Here is a 16688-nt window from a genome sequence, read left to right on the forward strand (position 1 = left end):
AGCCAATTTAAAGTACATTATTCTTCTGGTTGACGGGGCTCTTTACTGATTTCTTCAAACAATTTGTCCATGTGCTCCACGTACTCGTTGGTATCGTCTAAGAAAAATTCCAGCTGTGGGACAATTTTTACCTGGTTTTTAATTTTTGAGCCCAACTTATATCGTATCTCGGATGTTTTGGTACGGATAGATTTGATATCATCCTGTGCGGTCTTTGTATTTAAAAAACTCAAATAAACCCGTGCAATCGCCAAGTCCGGAGTAACTCGAACACGTGTAACTGTAATGAATGCCCCTGGAGCCCATGCGTTACCTTCCCGTTGAAATAATGCTGCTAAATCCTGTTGAATGACTCCAGCAAAACGTTGCTGTCTCTTGCTTTCTGTTCCCATCGTATACGTTTTATGTTGAATATTCTCAATATGATAAACAAAGATAAGTATTTTAGGCAAGAATATTATGCTCGCAGATTGACTAAGGCCGAACTGTAGCGGAGGAAAAGGCATGAAAAAAGGCACATCTTGGTTTGACGTGCCTTTAAATTTCGATTCACAATTGGTTAGGTAATTTCTTGCAAGTTTTAAGACGTTGGGGTCTATCATATTTGGTTCTAAAATTCGGTGTATTTAAAGTGGTAAGTATTTACTAACCTTACCAACTTCTAATTTTTCATCTCCCTTACACTACAAACATAGGAATACTTAAAAAACTGACAAAATAAGTTTTAAAAATAAAGTGAGTGGTTACTTATAAAATGTGTTTATTGCGATTTAACAAACTTTTAACATTTGATTTTTTTTGTAACACTGTTTTTCGGGCCTTAAAAATTCTGCTTTTAGCCCTCCCATGAATAATGTTGCACCTAAAACAGCTTGGCATTGATATAACCATTTGCAATTGGTATTTTTGTCCTGTTAATATTGTAAGTATATATCCGTAATCAAATCGGTCGTTTTAGAACGGAAGATAGATATGGCTTAGGATTATTTGACGCGCTAAACAGCAAATCCGGTATCGCGTAGGGCAGAGTAATGGAGATAAGAGCTTTTATCGCTGAGGTAAATAACGAAGCATTCAACGGGGATATAATAGATGAACAAATAAATATCTGATGAAATTATTCTGGACCATGATCAGCTATTAAACCGAAATGCACAATCGGTTCATTTTAATTTCGTTATCAAAAAACAAAAAATATATTAATGAAAATCTGGCAAAAAAATATAGATGTCGATTCATTTGTGGAATCATTTACTGTAGGTAATGACCGTGTAATGGATCTGCAACTTGCAGCAGCGGATGTATTGGGCTCTTTGGCGCATACACGAATGTTGAATAGTATCAATCTCATGACTGATGAAGATCTTGTTGTGGTACAAAAGGAATTGAAAAATATCTATAAGGAAATTTTAGCAGGAGATTTTCAGATTGAAGATTCGGTAGAAGATGTGCATTCTCAGGTTGAGATGTTATTGACACAACGTATTGGCGAAGCTGGGAAAAAAATCCATTCGGGAAGATCCCGCAACGATCAGGTGCTCGTAGATCTGAAATTATATTTCCGTTCCGAAATCCAAAATATTATTCATAATACGGAAGCTTTTTTCACTGAGTTGATTCAACTCAGTGAACGTTATAAGCATATTTTAATTCCGGGATATACACACCTTCAGATTGCTATGCCTTCCTCTTTTGGTTTATGGTTTGGCGCCTACGCAGAAAGCTTGGTAGATGACCTTGAAATGATGAAAGCTGCGTGGAAAGTCTGCAATAAAAATCCATTGGGATCTGCTGCGGGCTATGGTTCATCTTTTCCATTAAACCGAACGATGACAACGCAATTATTGGGTTTTGAAGATTTGAATTATAATGTGGTTTATGCCCAGATGGGAAGAGGAAAGACCGAGCGTATTCTGGCGCAGGGGATGAGTGCTATTGCGGCAACCCTGGCTAAATTCGCGATGGATGTCTGTTTATATATCAATCAAAATTTTGGTTTTATTTCATTTCCGGCACATCTGACAACCGGATCGAGCATTATGCCGCATAAGAAAAACCCGGATGTTTTTGAATTGATTCGTTCCCGTTGCAATAAGATTCAGGCTTTGCCAAATGAGATTGCCCTGATGACAACAAATCTTCCTTCAGGTTACCATAGAGATCTCCAATTATTAAAGGAAAATTTATTCCCAGCTTTTAAATCGCTTAATGAATGTCTTGAAATCGCCACCTTTATGTTGGAAAATATTTCCGTAAAGGACAATATTCTTGATGACCCTAAATACGATTATCTATTCTCGGTAGAAGTCGTAAACAATGAGGTACTCAAAGGCGTGCCTTTCCGTGAAGCCTATCGGACGATCGGCATCGATATTGATGAAGGACGTTTCAAACCATCGAAAGAGGTAAATCACACGCATGAAGGTAGCATCGGAAACCTCTGTAATGATCAGATTCAACGTATGTTTCAGCAAGTAAAGGCGACTTTCGGGTTCGAGAAAGTAGAAAAAGCGCTGGAAGAACTGTTAAAATAAGATTGGAATGTGACGTTGATGCCGCGGATGAAACTGAGAGTTGGGTGTCGAATGGAATAACAAAAAAGAGCTGTGGTTACTTTCCCACAGCTCTTTTTTGTTATTTTTTTATTGAAAACTTAAAGTGTGTCTCCGAATCAAATTGAGTTCCAGCTTTTAACAATGTTGATGGAAATTCAGCTTGATTGGGGCTATCTGGGAAATGCTGTGTTTCCAGGCAAAATCCGGCATAAGGTAAATATTTATTGCCTCTTTTACCGATGTCATTTCCTGTCATCCAATTCGCCGTGTAAAGTTGAACACCAGGCTCGGTAGTGTATACATCTAACTGAATCCCCGTGTTTTTGGAATAGGCTGTTGCACAGGGTTGAGAAATCGGTTTATTGTTGACATAACAATGATCATACCCTTTAGCCAAGATGAGCTGCTCATCATTTTCTGTAATATCTTGCACAATCTTTTTGGGAAGTCTAAAGTCAAAGGGAGTACCTTCTACGGGTACGATGGCAGTGGGTATTTGATGTTCATCTACAAATAGCACCTCGTCTGAATTTATCTGAAGTACCTGCTGTAATATATCCCCACTTCCTTCTCCATCAAGATTGAAATAGGTGTGGTTCGTTAAATTTATAGGGGTGTCCGCATCGGACTGCGCATGATATTTGATGATGATCTCGTTGTTTCTGGTTAGGGTATAAGAGACCATCACTTTTAAGTTCCCGGGGAAGCCTTCTTCACCATCTTTCGAAACATAATAAAATTCTACATGGGATTGATAGGTAACTCTGCGGTCCCAAACTTTATCATGAAAGCCTGATATACCTCCGTGCAGACAATTGATCCCATTATTTTGGGGAAGTGTATACTGTTTCCCATTTAGCTCAAATTTGCCATTTGCAATACGGTTTGCAAAGCGGCCAGCAGTACAGCCATGGTATTTTTCGTCCGCTTCCAGATAGCCCTGAATTGAATCAAACCCGAGTGCAACGTCCACCAAATTGCCTTTGTTATCGGGGACTAAGATACTGACTATACGAGCACCATAATCCGTTAAGAGCACCTGCATACCACCCTCATTTTTTAATAAAAGTAAATGGGTGTTTTTTCCTTCTATTACGCTGTCAAAATACTTTGGAATAAGTGATTGATATTTAGTCATGATTGTTCCTATTGGTATTGAAAGTTAAAGATACAGAATATAACCTGTATATAAATGCCCCTGGTAACACCTCCCTGTAAAATTTGTCATTTTGAGATTTGGTTCAAACCAATTATTGGAGAAATGGTATATTTGCGCTATGTCTGAAAAAATGAACTGGAAAGATTTGCTTTCTGCAAAACGTTGGGGTTATGAAGATAGAACAGCTGACAGCTATCTTGTGGCCCGGTCGGAATTTCAACGGGATTATGATCGGTTGATCTTTTCTTCCCCATTTCGAAGATTACAGAATAAAACCCAGGTTTTTCCGCTTCCGGGAGCTGTGTTTGTCCACAATAGACTGACACATAGCTTAGAGGTCGCCAGTGTAGGTCGTTCACTTGGGCGCATGTTTTACGCCCAGTTAAAGGAGGAAAACCCGAATATAGATGCTGAATACCCATTCCTACAGGAGGTCGGAAATATTATTTCAGCAGCCTGTCTGTCCCATGATCTGGGTAATCCCGCATTTGGACATTCGGGTGAGTCGGCAATATCTACTTACTTCACAGACGGAGATGGGCGGAAATATCAGGAACAGGTAACAGCCGAAGAATGGGCAGATCTGACCCATTTTGAAGGTAATGCCAATGCTTTACGGATTTTAACCCACGCTTTTCAGGGAAAGGATCCAAAAGGATTTGCATTGACGTATACCTCATTGGCATCTATCGTGAAATACCCCTGTTTAGCGATTGATGGGCATGTCAAAAAAAGCCATCATCGCAAAAAATATGGCTTTTTTACTGAAGAGCAAAAGGCGTTCGAGAAAATTGCGAACGAATTAGGGCTATTGAGAGATCCTTCCAATCCCAAAGGCTATCTGAGGCACCCATTGGTGTACCTCGTCGAAGCCGCTGACGATATCTGTTACAATATTATTGATTTGGAGGATGCCCATCATTTAAAAATATTATCCTACCAGGAGGTAGAGGAACTTCTGTTACCGTTATGCGGATCTGAGGATCTTCGTGAACGATTGGATGGTTTGCTTGATACCCCGAGCCGTGTAGCGCTCTTACGTGCTAAGGCAATTAACACCCTGATCAAAGGTTGCGTCGATGTATTTGTTCGTGAGCAAGAACAGTTTTTATCGGGAACCTTTTCGTCCGCATTGATGGATGCCTTGGATGAGAATATCGTAAAGCAAATGAACAAGATTTCGAAAATTTCCATAGCGAAGATCTATAATGCCCCCACAGTTGTACAGATCGAGATCGCTGGTTATCGTGTCATGGATGCGCTCTTAAAAGAATTTGTACCTGCATACCTCAAAAAAAATAAAAATAATTACGATAAAAAATTAGTTGCGCTGATTCCGGAGCAGTTTTATACCGATAAACAGGATTCCTATTCCAAAATCCGTTGTGTACTGGATTTTGTTTCCGGTATGACCGATGTATATGCCATCGAACTTTATCGTAAAATTAAGGGAATAACAATTCCTAGTATTGAATAAGTTGCTGAACAATGTATTTTATTCGCTAGCGATCTTGCCTAGTTAGGTTAATTTCTAAATTATCTGGTCAAAGTAAAAATGCAAGTAGGTCAAGGGATCTTTAATAAGTACCGTCTCAAATTTCAATACACAAATCGCAATACGTTAAAATGAAAGTTGTAATCGCTGAAAAGCCCTCTGTGGCTCGTGATCTGGCCCGTGTGATGGGAGCGAAGGAAGTCAAAGACGGCTATATCGCCGGAAACGGCTACGCCTTTACCTATGCTTTTGGTCATTTGGTTCAATTATGCACACCTCAGGCTTACGGTTATAATAGTTGGACCATTTCCAATCTTCCTATCATACCTGCAAATTTTAAACTGGAATCGAAGAAAGTAAAGCGGGATGGAAAGCAGATGGATGACGCTGGTGCCGTCAAACAGCTCAATACAATAAAATCACTGTTAGAGCAGGCTGAAGAAATCATTGTAGCAACGGATGCGGGACGTGAGGGGGAATTAATCTTTCGTAATATCTATTATTTCTTGGGCTCAAAGGTGCCGTTTAAACGGCTTTGGATTTCAAGTCAGACGGATAAGGCCATCAAAGAAGGTTTCGCGAATCTGAAAGAGGGAACGGAATACGATAGTTTATATATGTCTGCCCGTTCAAGGTCAGAATCGGATTGGTTGATCGGGATCAATGCTACACAGGCAATCACCCTGGCAGCAGGTAACAAAGGACTTCTTTCTTTGGGCCGAGTTCAGACACCGACCCTGGCAATGATCTGTTCTCGATATCTCGAAAATAAAGATTTTAAACCTCAGGCATTTTATAAAATCCAGGCAGGCTTTGAAAAAGATAATATCAGCTTTAAAGCCACTTCAAACAAAATAGATAAAAAAGATGTTGCTGAACATACAATCGCCAGGTTGACAGTTGGGACAAATGCACGTGTTGCAAAGGTTGAGGCGAAAGAGACAAAGGAGCAACCCCCTTTATTGTTTGACTTAACTTCCCTGCAGCAGGATGCCAACAAAAAATATGGTTACTCAGCCGACCAGACGCTGAGTATTGCGCAGACACTTTACGAGAAAAAGGTCATTACCTATCCCCGTACGGGATCCCGTTATATCGGTGAGGATGTTTTTGAACATATTGAAGAGCTTTTTCAGCACCTCTCGGATCATGCGGAGGAATCTATTGCTTCCATTGCGAAGAATTTAATTGGAGCAAAGTTAAATAAGCGGTCCGTTGATGATAAAAAGGTAACGGATCACCATGCATTATTGGTGACTGATGAGAAACCGGGGCACATGTTGAAAGAACAGCAGAATATTTACAACATGATTGCTAAGCGTATGGTCGAGAGTTTCTCGGAAGTCTGTATCAAAGATATCACTACGGTCTCAATAGATGCAGAGGGAGTCGAACTGATCGCGAAGGGGACGGTCATCAAACAGTACGGCTGGCGTCTTTCTGCAGAGCAGATCGAAGCACCAGATGAAGATAAGAACAACGATGACCAAGACAATGAGAATGCGCAGTTACCTAAATTACTGGCCGAGGAATTACTGCAAATATTGACGTTGGAACTTGCTGAGCGTTTTACCAAGGCACGTCCGATTCATACCGAAGCTTCCCTCCTAAAGGCAATGGAAACATCCGGTAAAGAAATTGAAGACGATGAAATGCGTCAGGCGATGAAAGACTGCGGTTTGGGAACACCAGCTACCCGCGCGGCCACGATAGAAACACTTTTTCAGCGCGATTATATCAAGCGGGATAAGAAAAAACTAATTCCAACGGAAAAAGGACTAGCCGTATATAACCTCGTCAAAGATCGTTCGATAGCAAAGGTTACACTGACAGGAAAATGGGAACAGAAGTTAGAGGAAATGCGGGCCAATAAAGTTTCTTATGATGTTTTTATGAAACATATTAAGGACTACACCGCGAAAATTACCAAAGAATTATTGACATTGCGAATATCATTGGCGCAAGAGGAAGTTAAACCCCAGCAAAAGGGGAAAATCAAATGTCCTAAATGTGAGAAAGGCTTAATCCTACTCTATGATCGGGTGGCACAATGTGATCACTATGCCCGGGGCTGTGATTTTAAGATCTGGCGAACATTGAACGGTATTTTTCTGGAAGAAAAAGAAATGAAGAATCTTTTAGAAAAAGGGAAGACCTCGGAGTTTAAGGGTGTTAAAAATAATGAAGGCGTTATTGTAAATGCCCCCCTTGTATTTGAAAACTTTAAAGTTACCGTGGGATAGACTTATCTATCCCACGGTATAGTTCGCATCGTAGCTGTTTATTTCAGGATTAGAATATCGTCTAATGCCTTCTCAATTGTTGGAAATTGAAATGTAAAACCAAGTTCCGTTAACCTTTCCGGTATTACCCAACGACTTTTCAATAAAAGCTCAGTTTCCGTCCCTATTAATAAAGCACCTATTTCCAACAACCATTTCGGTGCCGGGAGACCAATTTTTCGATGCATGACGCTTCGAAAAGTCTCCATAAAGGTTTTATTCGTAATTGGGTTAGGGGCAGCGCAATTGATGGTGCCATCTATTTCATGATGTTTTTGTATAAACAAAATAATCTGGAATAGATCTTCAATATGTATCCAGCTAAAATATTGATCACCTCTACCTTGTATTCCACCTAAACCGAAGCGAACAAGATTTTTAAAAGGTTGTATAACACCACCATCAGCGCCTAGGACGATAGCCATCCGAAGAGCAACCTGCCTGGTATGGGGTAAATGAAAATCGAAAAATGTCTTCTCCCATTTCTTTGCAACCTCGACAGAAAAACCCCTTCCGATCTCACCGCTGCTTTCGGTCATTGGTTGATCCTCGGCATGACGGTAGATGGTTGCGGTGCTTGCATTTAACCAAAGAATAGGAGGATGGCTGCAATTTTCAATTGCCTTACCTAAAATACTTGTGGTCTCTGTTCTTGAAGAAAATATCAGCGCTTTGTTGCGGGCATTGTAGCGACAATTGACTGACTTGCCCGCGAGGTTGATCAACATTTCAGCATGTTCAAGCGCGGCCAAAATACCATCCGTATCAGTCCAAGATATATTTTCTTTCTGCCTGCCAATAAGGATGACCTGATATCCCATTTTTTGGAATCTTTTGGAAAGATATTGTCCGACAAAACCTGTTCCACCTGCAATAACTATTTTAGGCATGATAATACCATTTTTAGAAATTGGTTTTACTCGTTAATTGTTGTTGGCATATTTCTTCTCTGCTTTGCAATTCTTTTGCCTCGGAAGAATAGGAACATATTCAGGAAAAGCATAGCGCCCAAATAAATACTGAATCCACCTAGCTTATAACTAAGCCGCTCAATGAGCTCCTGTACACTGGGCTTATACAAACTGATCTCCAGAATATACAGTGCAAATCCCAGGTTCATAAGGTAGAAACCGATACGGAATAGATTGTTTGTCGCATTGGCAACTTCCGGTCGGCCCGCAAAAATATCATTCATGTACACGATGCTATTTTTGAAAAGCACATACGCAACATAATAGGTCAGTGCAATTGCAATGGGTAGATAAATAAAATACCCGATAACTGTTAAATTTCCCATGATATTATGATTTAATAGTGAATGAATTTGTCTTTTTAGCGAAGAAATAGATGCCAAGCATATTAAAGTAATGCATGCAGACAAGTACAAATAATAATATTCCTGTTTTTAATGCAATACTGCTGATCAGATCCTCAAATGTTTGGATTTGTTTCCAGTAACTGAATTGAATGACGGCATAACCAATATTGAGCAAATAATATCCCATAAGCAATAGATTGTTTGTCGTGTCAGTTAGAGCAACGTTGTTCTTAAACAACGAAAGAATAAAAATACGACCATTTTTGTGAAACAAGCGACCTACCCAAAGGATAATGTAGCAGGTTAGCAAGCCATATATCGCGTATGCAAGGATATTAAAGTTCATAAGATCACATCATTAGTTTGATCAATTTTAGCAACAGATCCCCGCCGCTGGTATTGAATAGTTTGTTGGCGATGGTTTCGAGTTGATCCGTTAATACCTGGATATCTTTTACCGTCTTATGAAACTCCTTGCCTTCTGGCGTTTTATCTTTTTCGGTATTTTTGCTGATTTCTTTGAGAATATCCATGACCGGGTCAAGTTCTTTTTGTTTGCGCATAACAGCAATTTTCATGGCCCATTTTAATACGTCTTTCTCCGCAACGAAATATTCCTTTCGGTCTCCTGCAATATGTTTTTTGTAAACAATACCGTAATCGACCAATTGACGGATACTCATGTTAGCATTACCTCTAGAGATAACCAGCTTCTCCATAATTTCGTCTGTAGACATGGGGTTGCTCGCAGAAAGGAGTAATGCATGTACCTGAGCAACGGATTTGTTGATCCCCCATTCGGAACCCAACGCTCCCCAAGTATCTATAAATTGCTGTTTTGCTTCTTGTAATTCCATCTTCATTTTTATTTCTTATTCGAATTTAAATATAGTTTTTGAATTTTCAAAAATTTCTGAAAATAAAATAAATTCAATAAGCAAGTCACCCTAGCGTAATAAGAGTTAGCTTTTCTTGTGTCCTTTTTGATTTGTATTAACTTTGCTGGCATTATGGCAACAACTTTGTATAATCCCTTCAAACAATTTCAGTTTGATCCGACTATCTGTTTTTTAACAGGCAATAAACTTCAGTCTGAAGAGGAGCGTATTCAGGTATTTCCTGTCTGGATGATGAAATCTTTTCAATTGGAAGATAAACCTTTCAAAATGTTGGACGAAAATCTGGTGACTTACAAGTCTCTAAAACTGCCGTGCTCGATCCATGCAGCTGAAGCAATAGAACAGATGGAACGTGCCGTGGAACAAGCATTTGAACAAGGTTATGATGCAGTGAAGCAGTTGGATTCATTATTATTGTTTCAATGGATGTCAAAGATCATCTATGGTGTTGTCTACAACGAGATCCTGGCTGGAATCCGGCAACAGAAAGCCTCTGGTGAGGAGATGAATTTTTCCCAGGCGTTGGCTCAACGTTTTACCAATTTACATGCAATGTTGCAGTCGCTAGTTGTGCCAATGGAATTTGAGAATACATTTCCATTTTCTCTTGTTGTTGTTCCGGTAAATAATGCTTCTGATACTTTTATGTATCGTGATGAAATCAATACCTTGATTTTTTCTATTCGAATGAAGGATTTTGCAGTCATTGCCTGTCTCCAGGATAATGCGACGAATAATATCTATCATGAGGACATATTAAAAGTAATTGCTGGGAAGACGTTGCATCCCATCCAGTTTGAAGAGCTATGTGCGCGCTATTTTTATTCTGCTTACCTTTTTAATCGTTTGCCAGATTACACTTATCTAAATACACCGCAGAAGGTTTATGTTGAACCTATGCCTTTAGCGGACATGTCGATGAAGCCAATATTTGATCATTGGCAGAATAAAACGTATGGACAAGTGCTGGAAAACTTCTGGAAACCCTGGGGTTTAACCCTGTTCGAAATTATTAAAAATCCAGAACAACCAATTAGCTTTTTACTGGATGATCAAGGAGCTTTTATCACGGATGTTGATATGCCCCTAAATTGAATCTGAAGAAAATAAAGTAATAAGTTGCTCCAAATACGCGTTAAAATGGTATGATTATGGATAGGATCAGGTATGTATTCACCAAGATTTAAAATTACTATTTCGACAGCCCTGCTTTTTATCGTTTGTTTGACTTCACGGGCGCAGACTGCAGTTGTTCGTAACATACCTGCAGATAGTCTAGCCCAAAAGGTAGATGATTTTCCTTATTTTAAGGGCGGGGTGGTGGCCTGGTCCAGATTTTTACAGAATAATCTCGATTTGACACGAACTGTCGGAGCTATGGATAGTGTTGCGTATGCAAAATATGGCTCCAAACAGACTGCGATTCTTAATTTTATCGTTTGTGAGGATGGGGCTATTTGTAATATTGAAATTGAGAATCGGGAGAAGGTAAGCCCCGAATTTGCGAAAGCCGTATTGGCGGCAATGCGGAAATCACCACAGTGGATGCCAGCATTAGTTAAGGGAAAGCCTGTCAAAACAAGGTTTAGGCAACCAGTAGTCGCTGTTATTGAATAATTGAAATGCAAATATAATTTAGGAAATTAACCATTTATTCACTTCATATGTCATTTTGGGATAAAGTCAAAAAAATCATGAGCGGAGAAGATGACGAATCTTCTACCGAAAAGAAAGATGTTGAAATTACTGCCGGAGGTTCGACTGTGTATCGTTATGAAAATCAGCCGGAGGAAAAAGATCCAAAAGATTTATTCCCTGAGGTGCAGTGTGTTTATCTGGATGAGATCGAGGATCATTTGGCAAAGTATATCGCTGAACCCGATCTGGTCTTTCACGAAATTATATCTGAACTTGTACATATCGATGTACATTGGATCAAGCCTACGGCGAATTATCCGTACAATATCCTGGTAACTTCTGGTATGAGTGATCTGCCGATGAACGTTCCGGAGGAAATAGATGATAAGCAAGCTTACGAGCGTGCAGAATTAATGGTTGTACTTCCCGCGGATTGGAAAATAGGAGAGGAGGAGTTTCAGGATGATAACAATTACTGGCCAGTCTATTTTTTGAAAAGGTTGGCGCGTTTTCCGCATGAGTATAAAACATGGCTAGGCTATGGCCATACGATCCCCAATGGGATGGAGGCCGAAGAAATAGCAAATACCGGTTTCGGCTGTATGCTCTTATTGCCGCCGATGTTGAGTTTTGATGAAGAATTTTTGGAGCTTCAAACAAAAGATGGGAATAGCATTAATTTCTATGCGATGATTCCGGTTTATAAGGAAGAGATGGATTTCAAACTAGAGGAAGGAACGGATGCGCTACTGGATCTTTTTGATGAATATGGGATCTCGGAACTTGTGGATATAGACCGTCCAAATGTTTGTCGAAAATAGTAATCTCGGTTATTCTAATTGAAAAATGCAGTATTGTTAGCGGTTAATCCTCCAATCAATACTGCATTTTATGTATTATAAGCTCTTGTTGATAATTGTTATTGTTTTGTCGATATCCTCCTTACTGACATTCAGGTGCGGCCTGAAGCGAATGCTTTTCTCGCCACAGCCCAACATAATCAATTTGTTAGAATAAGCTCGTTTGATAAATTCATTACGGGAGTCTGCCGACTCAAAATCTAGGGCAATAAATAGCCCTTCTCCCCTTAAGTTACTGAGCTGCGGTCTATTTTTTATAACTTCCTGTAGCCTAGTTCTAAGATAGTTTCCTTTTTCCGTCGCATTGGCCAGAAGATTTTCTTGTTCGATAACTTCCAGGATGAGTTTAAAGCGGAGCATGTCCATAAAATCTCCGCCAAATGTTGAGTTTATACGACTGGATTCTTTGAACACATGATGTTCAACTTGATCAAATTTTTCCTTATTCGCTAATATACCACAAACCTGCGCTTTTTTACCAAATGCAAGAACATCTGGTATAACGTCATAATGTTGATAAGCCCACATTTTCCCGGTAATTCCCATGCCTGTCTGTACTTCATCGAAAATAAGTAGAATTTCATTCTTGTCACAGATTTGACGCAGTTGCTGAAAGAATTCTTTACGGAAGTGATTGTCCCCGCCTTCGCCCTGTATTGGTTCAATGATGATGCAGGCAATATCGTTGGGATTGTTGTGGATAGCTTGATTGATTTCGGCGATTGCTTTTTCTTCCAGGCTTACTGTCCGGGCGAGACTTTCTGCTGTCAAAGGGTATGAAAGTTTAGGATTAGTTATCCGTGGCCAGTTAAACTTTGGAAAATACATGTATTTTCTGGGATCTTGTGTATTTGTCAAAGAGAGTGTATAGCCTGATCTACCATGAAAAGCCTGTTTAAAATGGATGACCTGGCTCGCTTCTTTTTGTATACCCTGGGCAAAATTAAGTCTTGTTTTCCAATCAAAAGCCGCTTTGAGTGCGTTTTCCACCGCCAGTGTGCCGCCAGAAATAAAAAAGGCATAAGGGAGTTCTTTTGGTATAGCCACACGGTCGAAGGTGTCCACGAAATCTGCGAATTCCTTTGGATATACATCCGATATCGCCGGTTTGTTGACCGCCATCTTCCCTAGAAATTCACGGTGCTTAACTAAATGGGGATGGTTATATCCAACGGCCATGGAGGCAAACATGCTAAACATATCCAGATATTCATCTCCATTTTCGTCGACAACATAAGATCCGTGCGATTTTTCCATATCCATGACCAATGGAAACCCATCTGCCAATATATGTTTACTTAGTCTTTCATGTACGTTGCTCATAATTTCGAATCTGAATGGTTTATAAATCAAATTTTATACCCTGTGCCAAAGGTAAGTCTGTAGTGTAATTAATGGTATTTGTCTGGCGACGCATATACGCTTTCCATGCATCCGAACCAGATTCTCTACCACCTCCGGTATCTTTTTCTCCGCCAAAGGCCCCACCGATTTCTGCACCTGAGGTGCCTATATTGACGTTTGCTATGCCACAATCTGATCCGGCAGCGCTGAGAAATAGTTCAGCTTCTCTCAGATTGTTTGTCATTACAGCGGAGGATAGGCCCTGGCTGACGCCATTTTGCAGTGCGATAGCATTGCCGATGTCACCCTGATACTTTATTAAATATAGAATGGGAGCAAAAGTTTCATGTTGGACGATCTCATAATGATTTTCGACCTCTGCAATAACTGGTTGTACATAGCAACCACTTTCATAACCTTTACCTTCCAGTACTTTGCCTTTAATAAGCAATTTTCCTCCTTGTGTTTTGATTTTGTCCAGTGCGTTTAAGTATGACTTTACGGCGGCTTTATCAATCAATGGGCCTACATGATTTTTTGTGTCCAAAGGGTCGCCAATTTTTAATTGCCCATAGGCTTTTGTCAGTTGTTTTTTGACTTTGTCGTAGATACTCTCATGGATGATAAGTCGTCTTGTGCTGGTGCAGCGTTGTCCTGCTGTGCCCACAGCGCCAAATACGGCACCGATGATTGTCATGTTGAGATCTGCATCTGGGGTAACAATAATCGCATTGTTTCCACCAAGTTCCAGTAGTGTTTTGCCCAGCCGTTGTGCGACGGTAACAGCAACTTCTTTTCCCATCCGTGTTGATCCTGTTGCCGAAACCAAGGAGATGCGGTTGTCAGCAGCAAGCCATTCACCGACTTCTTTGTCGCCCATGACCAAGTTGGAGATGCCTTCAGGTAATCCATTGTGATGGAGGATTTCTGCTAATAGTTTTTGGCAGGCAATGGCACATAGTGGCGTTTTCTCACTGGGTTTCCATACGACTGTGTTTCCACAGACCAAAGCGATGGCTGTATTCCATGCCCACACGGCTACAGGGAAATTAAAGGCGGTAATAATACCAACTACACCCAAAGGATGGTATTGGTCATACATGCGATGGCCGGGACGTTCAGAATGAATGGTGTTGCCGTAGAGTTGTCGGGATAGTCCTAGCGCGAAGTCACAGATGTCAATCATTTCTTGTACTTCACCCATACCTTCTTGATAGGATTTCCCCATCTCATAGGAGACTAATTTTCCGAGTGTTGCTTTCAATTCTCGTAATTTATCGCCTAGTTGACGGATAATGTCTCCTCTCTTGGGAGCGGGGATAAGTCGCCATGCTTTGAACGCGTTTTGGGCATTACTGATGACCGTCTCATAATCCTTCTGGCTGCTAGCTGACACTTTTGCAATGAGTTTTCCATCTACAGGAGATAGGGATTCGAATACCTCACCACCAGAAAACCACTTTTGGCCTGTTGACGAGCCTAAATTCTGGGATATTATGCCGAGTATTTTAAGTTCTTTTTTTATCATAATGGTTTATTTTATTCGTGGAATATGTTAAATATAGGGAATAAAATTCTGTTAAACAAGATGTGTGTGAATATTGTTCAGTTTGAAAATATTTTATTATCTTAGAGAAGCTAATGTAGACTATACGATTATGAAACAAATAAATGTTGATTATTTTCAAGTGGATGACCTTTTATCGGAGGAGCACAAACTTGTCCGTCGTGCTGTTCGGGATTTTGTTCGGTCAGAGATAAAACCAGTTATAGAAGATGCAGCACAGGCTCATCAGGCCATAGAAGGCTTGATGCCCAAACTTGGTGCAATAGGCGCTTTAGGCCCTTATATTCCAGTAGAATATGGTGGTGCGGGGTTAGATCAGATCTCTTATGGTTTGATTATGCAGGAACTGGAGGCCGGTGATTCTGCCGTTCGTTCGGCTGCTTCCGTGCAATCTTCTTTGGTGATGTATCCAATATATACCTATGGTAGTGAGGAGCAACGCCGTAAATATTTGCCGGGACTAGCTTCCGGGGAACTTGTAGGCTCTTTTGGTTTAACCGAACCGAACCACGGTTCTGATCCCGGGGGGATGGAAACGCGATTGACAGCGAGCAATGGTGGTTTTTTATTGAACGGTGCCAAGATGTGGATTACAAACTCACCAGTATGTGATCTTGCTGTAGTTTGGGCGCGCGATGAGGCTGGAAAGGTGCGGGGGGTAATTGTTGAACGTGGAATGGATGGTTTTGAAACACCGGAAACATTACATAAGTGGTCTTTACGAGCTTCTAAAACAGGCGAACTGGTTTTCCATGATGTCTTTATCCCTGCTGAAAATGTATTGCCTGAGGTAAACTCAATGCGTGGGCCGCTGTCTTGTTTGAATTCTGCGCGGTATGGAATATCTTGGGGTGTGATAGGAGCGGCGATCGACTGTTATGAAACGGCTGTTCAATATGCGCTGGAGCGCCAACAATTTGACCGACCAATTGGCGGGTTTCAGTTGCAACAGAAGAAATTGGCTGAATTTCTGACTGAAATTACGAAGGCTCAGTTATTGTCTTGGCGCTTGGGACTTTTAAAGAATGAAGGGAAAGCAACCCCACAGCAAATTTCCATGGCCAAAAGGAATAATGTGCATATGGCTTTACAGATTGCGCGTGAATCCCGCCAGATTTTGGGAGGAATGGGGATTGTCGGAGATTTTCCAATTATGCGGCATATGATGAATCTCGAGTCGGTTATTACATATGAAGGAACTCACGATATTCATTTATTGATTACTGGCCAGGATATCACAGGGCTCAATGCGTTTTCTTCTTAATGCTGTTTCTGTCTTAAATTATATTTGAGCTACTCTTCAACGCTATTAGTGGAGATTGTGCACTTTTGTCGGTGTTCGCATTTTGCTTTTTATGGAAAGTGATCTGCTGAATTTATATTTTGTTATCCGCAATTTTTGAATGCTTTTACTTTACAAAAACGGCGATTCCAGCCAATGAGTCCGAGTGTTTGGCCTATTTTGGATTATTTTTCGGCTGTAATTCGGGTACTGTCCGGGACAGAATCGGGCTTTAAACCAGCCTGAGTGCAGATGTGTGCATGCTGCAGCCGTACTGCTACAGCTGTTT

At 40.5% G+C, this 16688-nt stretch carries 15 protein-coding genes; 7 read left to right on the top strand and 8 right to left on the bottom strand.

All coding sequences use genetic code 11. The annotated features are described in order from the left end of the window. Window positions 1–17 precede the first annotated feature (17 nt). Complete coding sequence (gene rbfA / locus ACK8HY_RS20090; RefSeq protein ID WP_077438297.1) at window positions 18–392, bottom strand: 30S ribosome-binding factor RbfA; 375 nt, start codon at window positions 390–392, stop codon at window positions 18–20. Between the two features lie 810 nt (window positions 393–1202). On the opposite strand from rbfA, the gene argH reads away from it, so the two are divergent. Beyond that, window positions 1203–2534, top strand: coding sequence for an argininosuccinate lyase (gene argH, locus ACK8HY_RS20095; protein ID WP_416134579.1), 1332 nt, complete (start codon window positions 1203–1205; stop codon window positions 2532–2534). A 100-nt stretch (window positions 2535–2634) separates the two neighbouring features. Here the strand turns inward: argH and ACK8HY_RS20100 are convergent, their stop codons facing one another. Continuing rightward, on the bottom strand, window positions 2635–3693 hold the full coding sequence (locus tag ACK8HY_RS20100) for an aldose epimerase family protein (RefSeq protein ID WP_416134580.1): 1059 nt from the start codon (window positions 3691–3693) through the stop codon (window positions 2635–2637). A 139-nt stretch (window positions 3694–3832) separates the two neighbouring features. On the opposite strand from ACK8HY_RS20100, the gene ACK8HY_RS20105 reads away from it, so the two are divergent. Together ACK8HY_RS20105 and ACK8HY_RS20110 are read left to right on the top strand one after the other, a co-directional pair. Beyond that, window positions 3833–5191: a deoxyguanosinetriphosphate triphosphohydrolase gene (locus tag ACK8HY_RS20105; RefSeq protein ID WP_077438057.1), complete on the top strand. Its 1359-nt coding sequence runs from the start codon at window positions 3833–3835 to the stop codon at window positions 5189–5191. Window positions 5192–5340: 149 nt separating this feature from the next. Further along, window positions 5341–7452, top strand: coding sequence for a DNA topoisomerase 3 (locus tag ACK8HY_RS20110; RefSeq protein WP_416134581.1), 2112 nt, complete (start codon window positions 5341–5343; stop codon window positions 7450–7452). A 38-nt stretch (window positions 7453–7490) separates the two neighbouring features. Here the strand turns inward: ACK8HY_RS20110 and ACK8HY_RS20115 are convergent, their stop codons facing one another. Genes ACK8HY_RS20115 through ACK8HY_RS20130 form a run of 4 tightly spaced genes read right to left on the bottom strand, consistent with a single transcriptional unit; the run spans window position 7491 to window position 9666 of the window. Beyond that, window positions 7491–8381, bottom strand: coding sequence for a TIGR01777 family oxidoreductase (locus ACK8HY_RS20115; protein ID WP_416134582.1), 891 nt, complete (start codon window positions 8379–8381; stop codon window positions 7491–7493). Between the two features lie 26 nt (window positions 8382–8407). Beyond that, window positions 8408–8788: a hypothetical protein gene (locus ACK8HY_RS20120; protein WP_416134583.1), complete on the bottom strand. Its 381-nt coding sequence runs from the start codon at window positions 8786–8788 to the stop codon at window positions 8408–8410. 4 nt (window positions 8789–8792) lie between these two features. Beyond that, window positions 8793–9155 carry a hypothetical protein gene (locus ACK8HY_RS20125; RefSeq protein ID WP_416134584.1) on the bottom strand — a complete coding sequence of 121 codons (363 nt, stop codon included), beginning with the start codon at window positions 9153–9155 and terminating at the stop codon, window positions 8793–8795. Between the two features lie 4 nt (window positions 9156–9159). Continuing rightward, window positions 9160–9666, bottom strand: a complete 507-nt coding sequence (locus ACK8HY_RS20130) for a GbsR/MarR family transcriptional regulator (protein WP_077438296.1) — start codon at window positions 9664–9666, stop codon at window positions 9160–9162. Between the two features lie 153 nt (window positions 9667–9819). Here ACK8HY_RS20130 and ACK8HY_RS20135 point away from each other — a divergent pair, with 153 nt between their 5' ends. The 3 genes from ACK8HY_RS20135 to ACK8HY_RS20145 all read left to right on the top strand — a co-directional run bounded on the left by ACK8HY_RS20135 (window position 9820) and on the right by ACK8HY_RS20145 (window position 12167). Then, window positions 9820–10803 (top strand): hypothetical protein, encoded by a 984-nt coding sequence (locus ACK8HY_RS20135; RefSeq protein ID WP_416134585.1) that lies wholly within the window; start codon window positions 9820–9822, stop codon window positions 10801–10803. A gap of 72 nt (window positions 10804–10875) precedes the next feature. Next, entirely contained in the window at window positions 10876–11325 is a 450-nt protein-coding gene (locus ACK8HY_RS20140) for an energy transducer TonB (protein ID WP_077438051.1), read from the top strand. 77 nt (window positions 11326–11402) lie between these two features. Continuing rightward, window positions 11403–12167, top strand: a complete 765-nt coding sequence (locus ACK8HY_RS20145; RefSeq protein ID WP_416134586.1) for a suppressor of fused domain protein — start codon at window positions 11403–11405, stop codon at window positions 12165–12167. A gap of 75 nt (window positions 12168–12242) precedes the next feature. On the opposite strand, the gene lat is transcribed toward ACK8HY_RS20145, so the two are convergent. Together lat and ACK8HY_RS20155 are read right to left on the bottom strand one after the other, a co-directional pair. Continuing rightward, window positions 12243–13529, bottom strand: coding sequence for an L-lysine 6-transaminase (gene lat / locus ACK8HY_RS20150; RefSeq protein WP_077438049.1), 1287 nt, complete (start codon window positions 13527–13529; stop codon window positions 12243–12245). A 19-nt stretch (window positions 13530–13548) separates the two neighbouring features. Next, window positions 13549–15078, bottom strand: coding sequence for an aldehyde dehydrogenase family protein (locus ACK8HY_RS20155; RefSeq protein WP_416134587.1), 1530 nt, complete (start codon window positions 15076–15078; stop codon window positions 13549–13551). A gap of 130 nt (window positions 15079–15208) precedes the next feature. Between ACK8HY_RS20155 and ACK8HY_RS20160 the strand changes: the two genes are divergently transcribed. Beyond that, window positions 15209–16381, top strand: coding sequence for an acyl-CoA dehydrogenase family protein (locus ACK8HY_RS20160; protein ID WP_077438047.1), 1173 nt, complete (start codon window positions 15209–15211; stop codon window positions 16379–16381). Window positions 16382–16688: the final 307 nt, after the last annotated feature.

The organism is Sphingobacterium sp. NGMCC 1.201703 (assembly GCF_047784615.1).
Lineage (GTDB): Bacteria > Bacteroidota > Bacteroidia > Sphingobacteriales > Sphingobacteriaceae > Sphingobacterium.

Bases quoted from the DNA above. Each gene is read 5' to 3' on its own strand.
- rbfA (WP_077438297.1), bottom strand. From the start codon at position 392: ATGGGAACAGAAAGCAAGAGACAGCAACGTTTTGCTGGAGTCATTCAA.
- argH (WP_416134579.1), top strand. From the start codon at position 1,203: ATGAAAATCTGGCAAAAAAATATAGATGTCGATTCATTTGTGGAATCA.
- ACK8HY_RS20100 (WP_416134580.1), bottom strand. From the start codon at position 3,693: ATGACTAAATATCAATCACTTATTCCAAAGTATTTTGACAGCGTAATA.
- ACK8HY_RS20105 (WP_077438057.1), top strand. From the start codon at position 3,833: ATGTCTGAAAAAATGAACTGGAAAGATTTGCTTTCTGCAAAACGTTGG.
- ACK8HY_RS20110 (WP_416134581.1), top strand. From the start codon at position 5,341: ATGAAAGTTGTAATCGCTGAAAAGCCCTCTGTGGCTCGTGATCTGGCC.
- ACK8HY_RS20115 (WP_416134582.1), bottom strand. From the start codon at position 8,381: ATGCCTAAAATAGTTATTGCAGGTGGAACAGGTTTTGTCGGACAATAT.
- ACK8HY_RS20120 (WP_416134583.1), bottom strand. From the start codon at position 8,788: ATGGGAAATTTAACAGTTATCGGGTATTTTATTTATCTACCCATTGCA.
- ACK8HY_RS20125 (WP_416134584.1), bottom strand. From the start codon at position 9,155: ATGAACTTTAATATCCTTGCATACGCGATATATGGCTTGCTAACCTGC.
- ACK8HY_RS20130 (WP_077438296.1), bottom strand. From the start codon at position 9,666: ATGGAATTACAAGAAGCAAAACAGCAATTTATAGATACTTGGGGAGCG.
- ACK8HY_RS20135 (WP_416134585.1), top strand. From the start codon at position 9,820: ATGGCAACAACTTTGTATAATCCCTTCAAACAATTTCAGTTTGATCCG.
- ACK8HY_RS20140 (WP_077438051.1), top strand. From the start codon at position 10,876: ATGTATTCACCAAGATTTAAAATTACTATTTCGACAGCCCTGCTTTTT.
- ACK8HY_RS20145 (WP_416134586.1), top strand. From the start codon at position 11,403: ATGAGCGGAGAAGATGACGAATCTTCTACCGAAAAGAAAGATGTTGAA.
- lat (WP_077438049.1), bottom strand. From the start codon at position 13,529: ATGAGCAACGTACATGAAAGACTAAGTAAACATATATTGGCAGATGGG.
- ACK8HY_RS20155 (WP_416134587.1), bottom strand. From the start codon at position 15,078: ATGATAAAAAAAGAACTTAAAATACTCGGCATAATATCCCAGAATTTA.
- ACK8HY_RS20160 (WP_077438047.1), top strand. From the start codon at position 15,209: ATGAAACAAATAAATGTTGATTATTTTCAAGTGGATGACCTTTTATCG.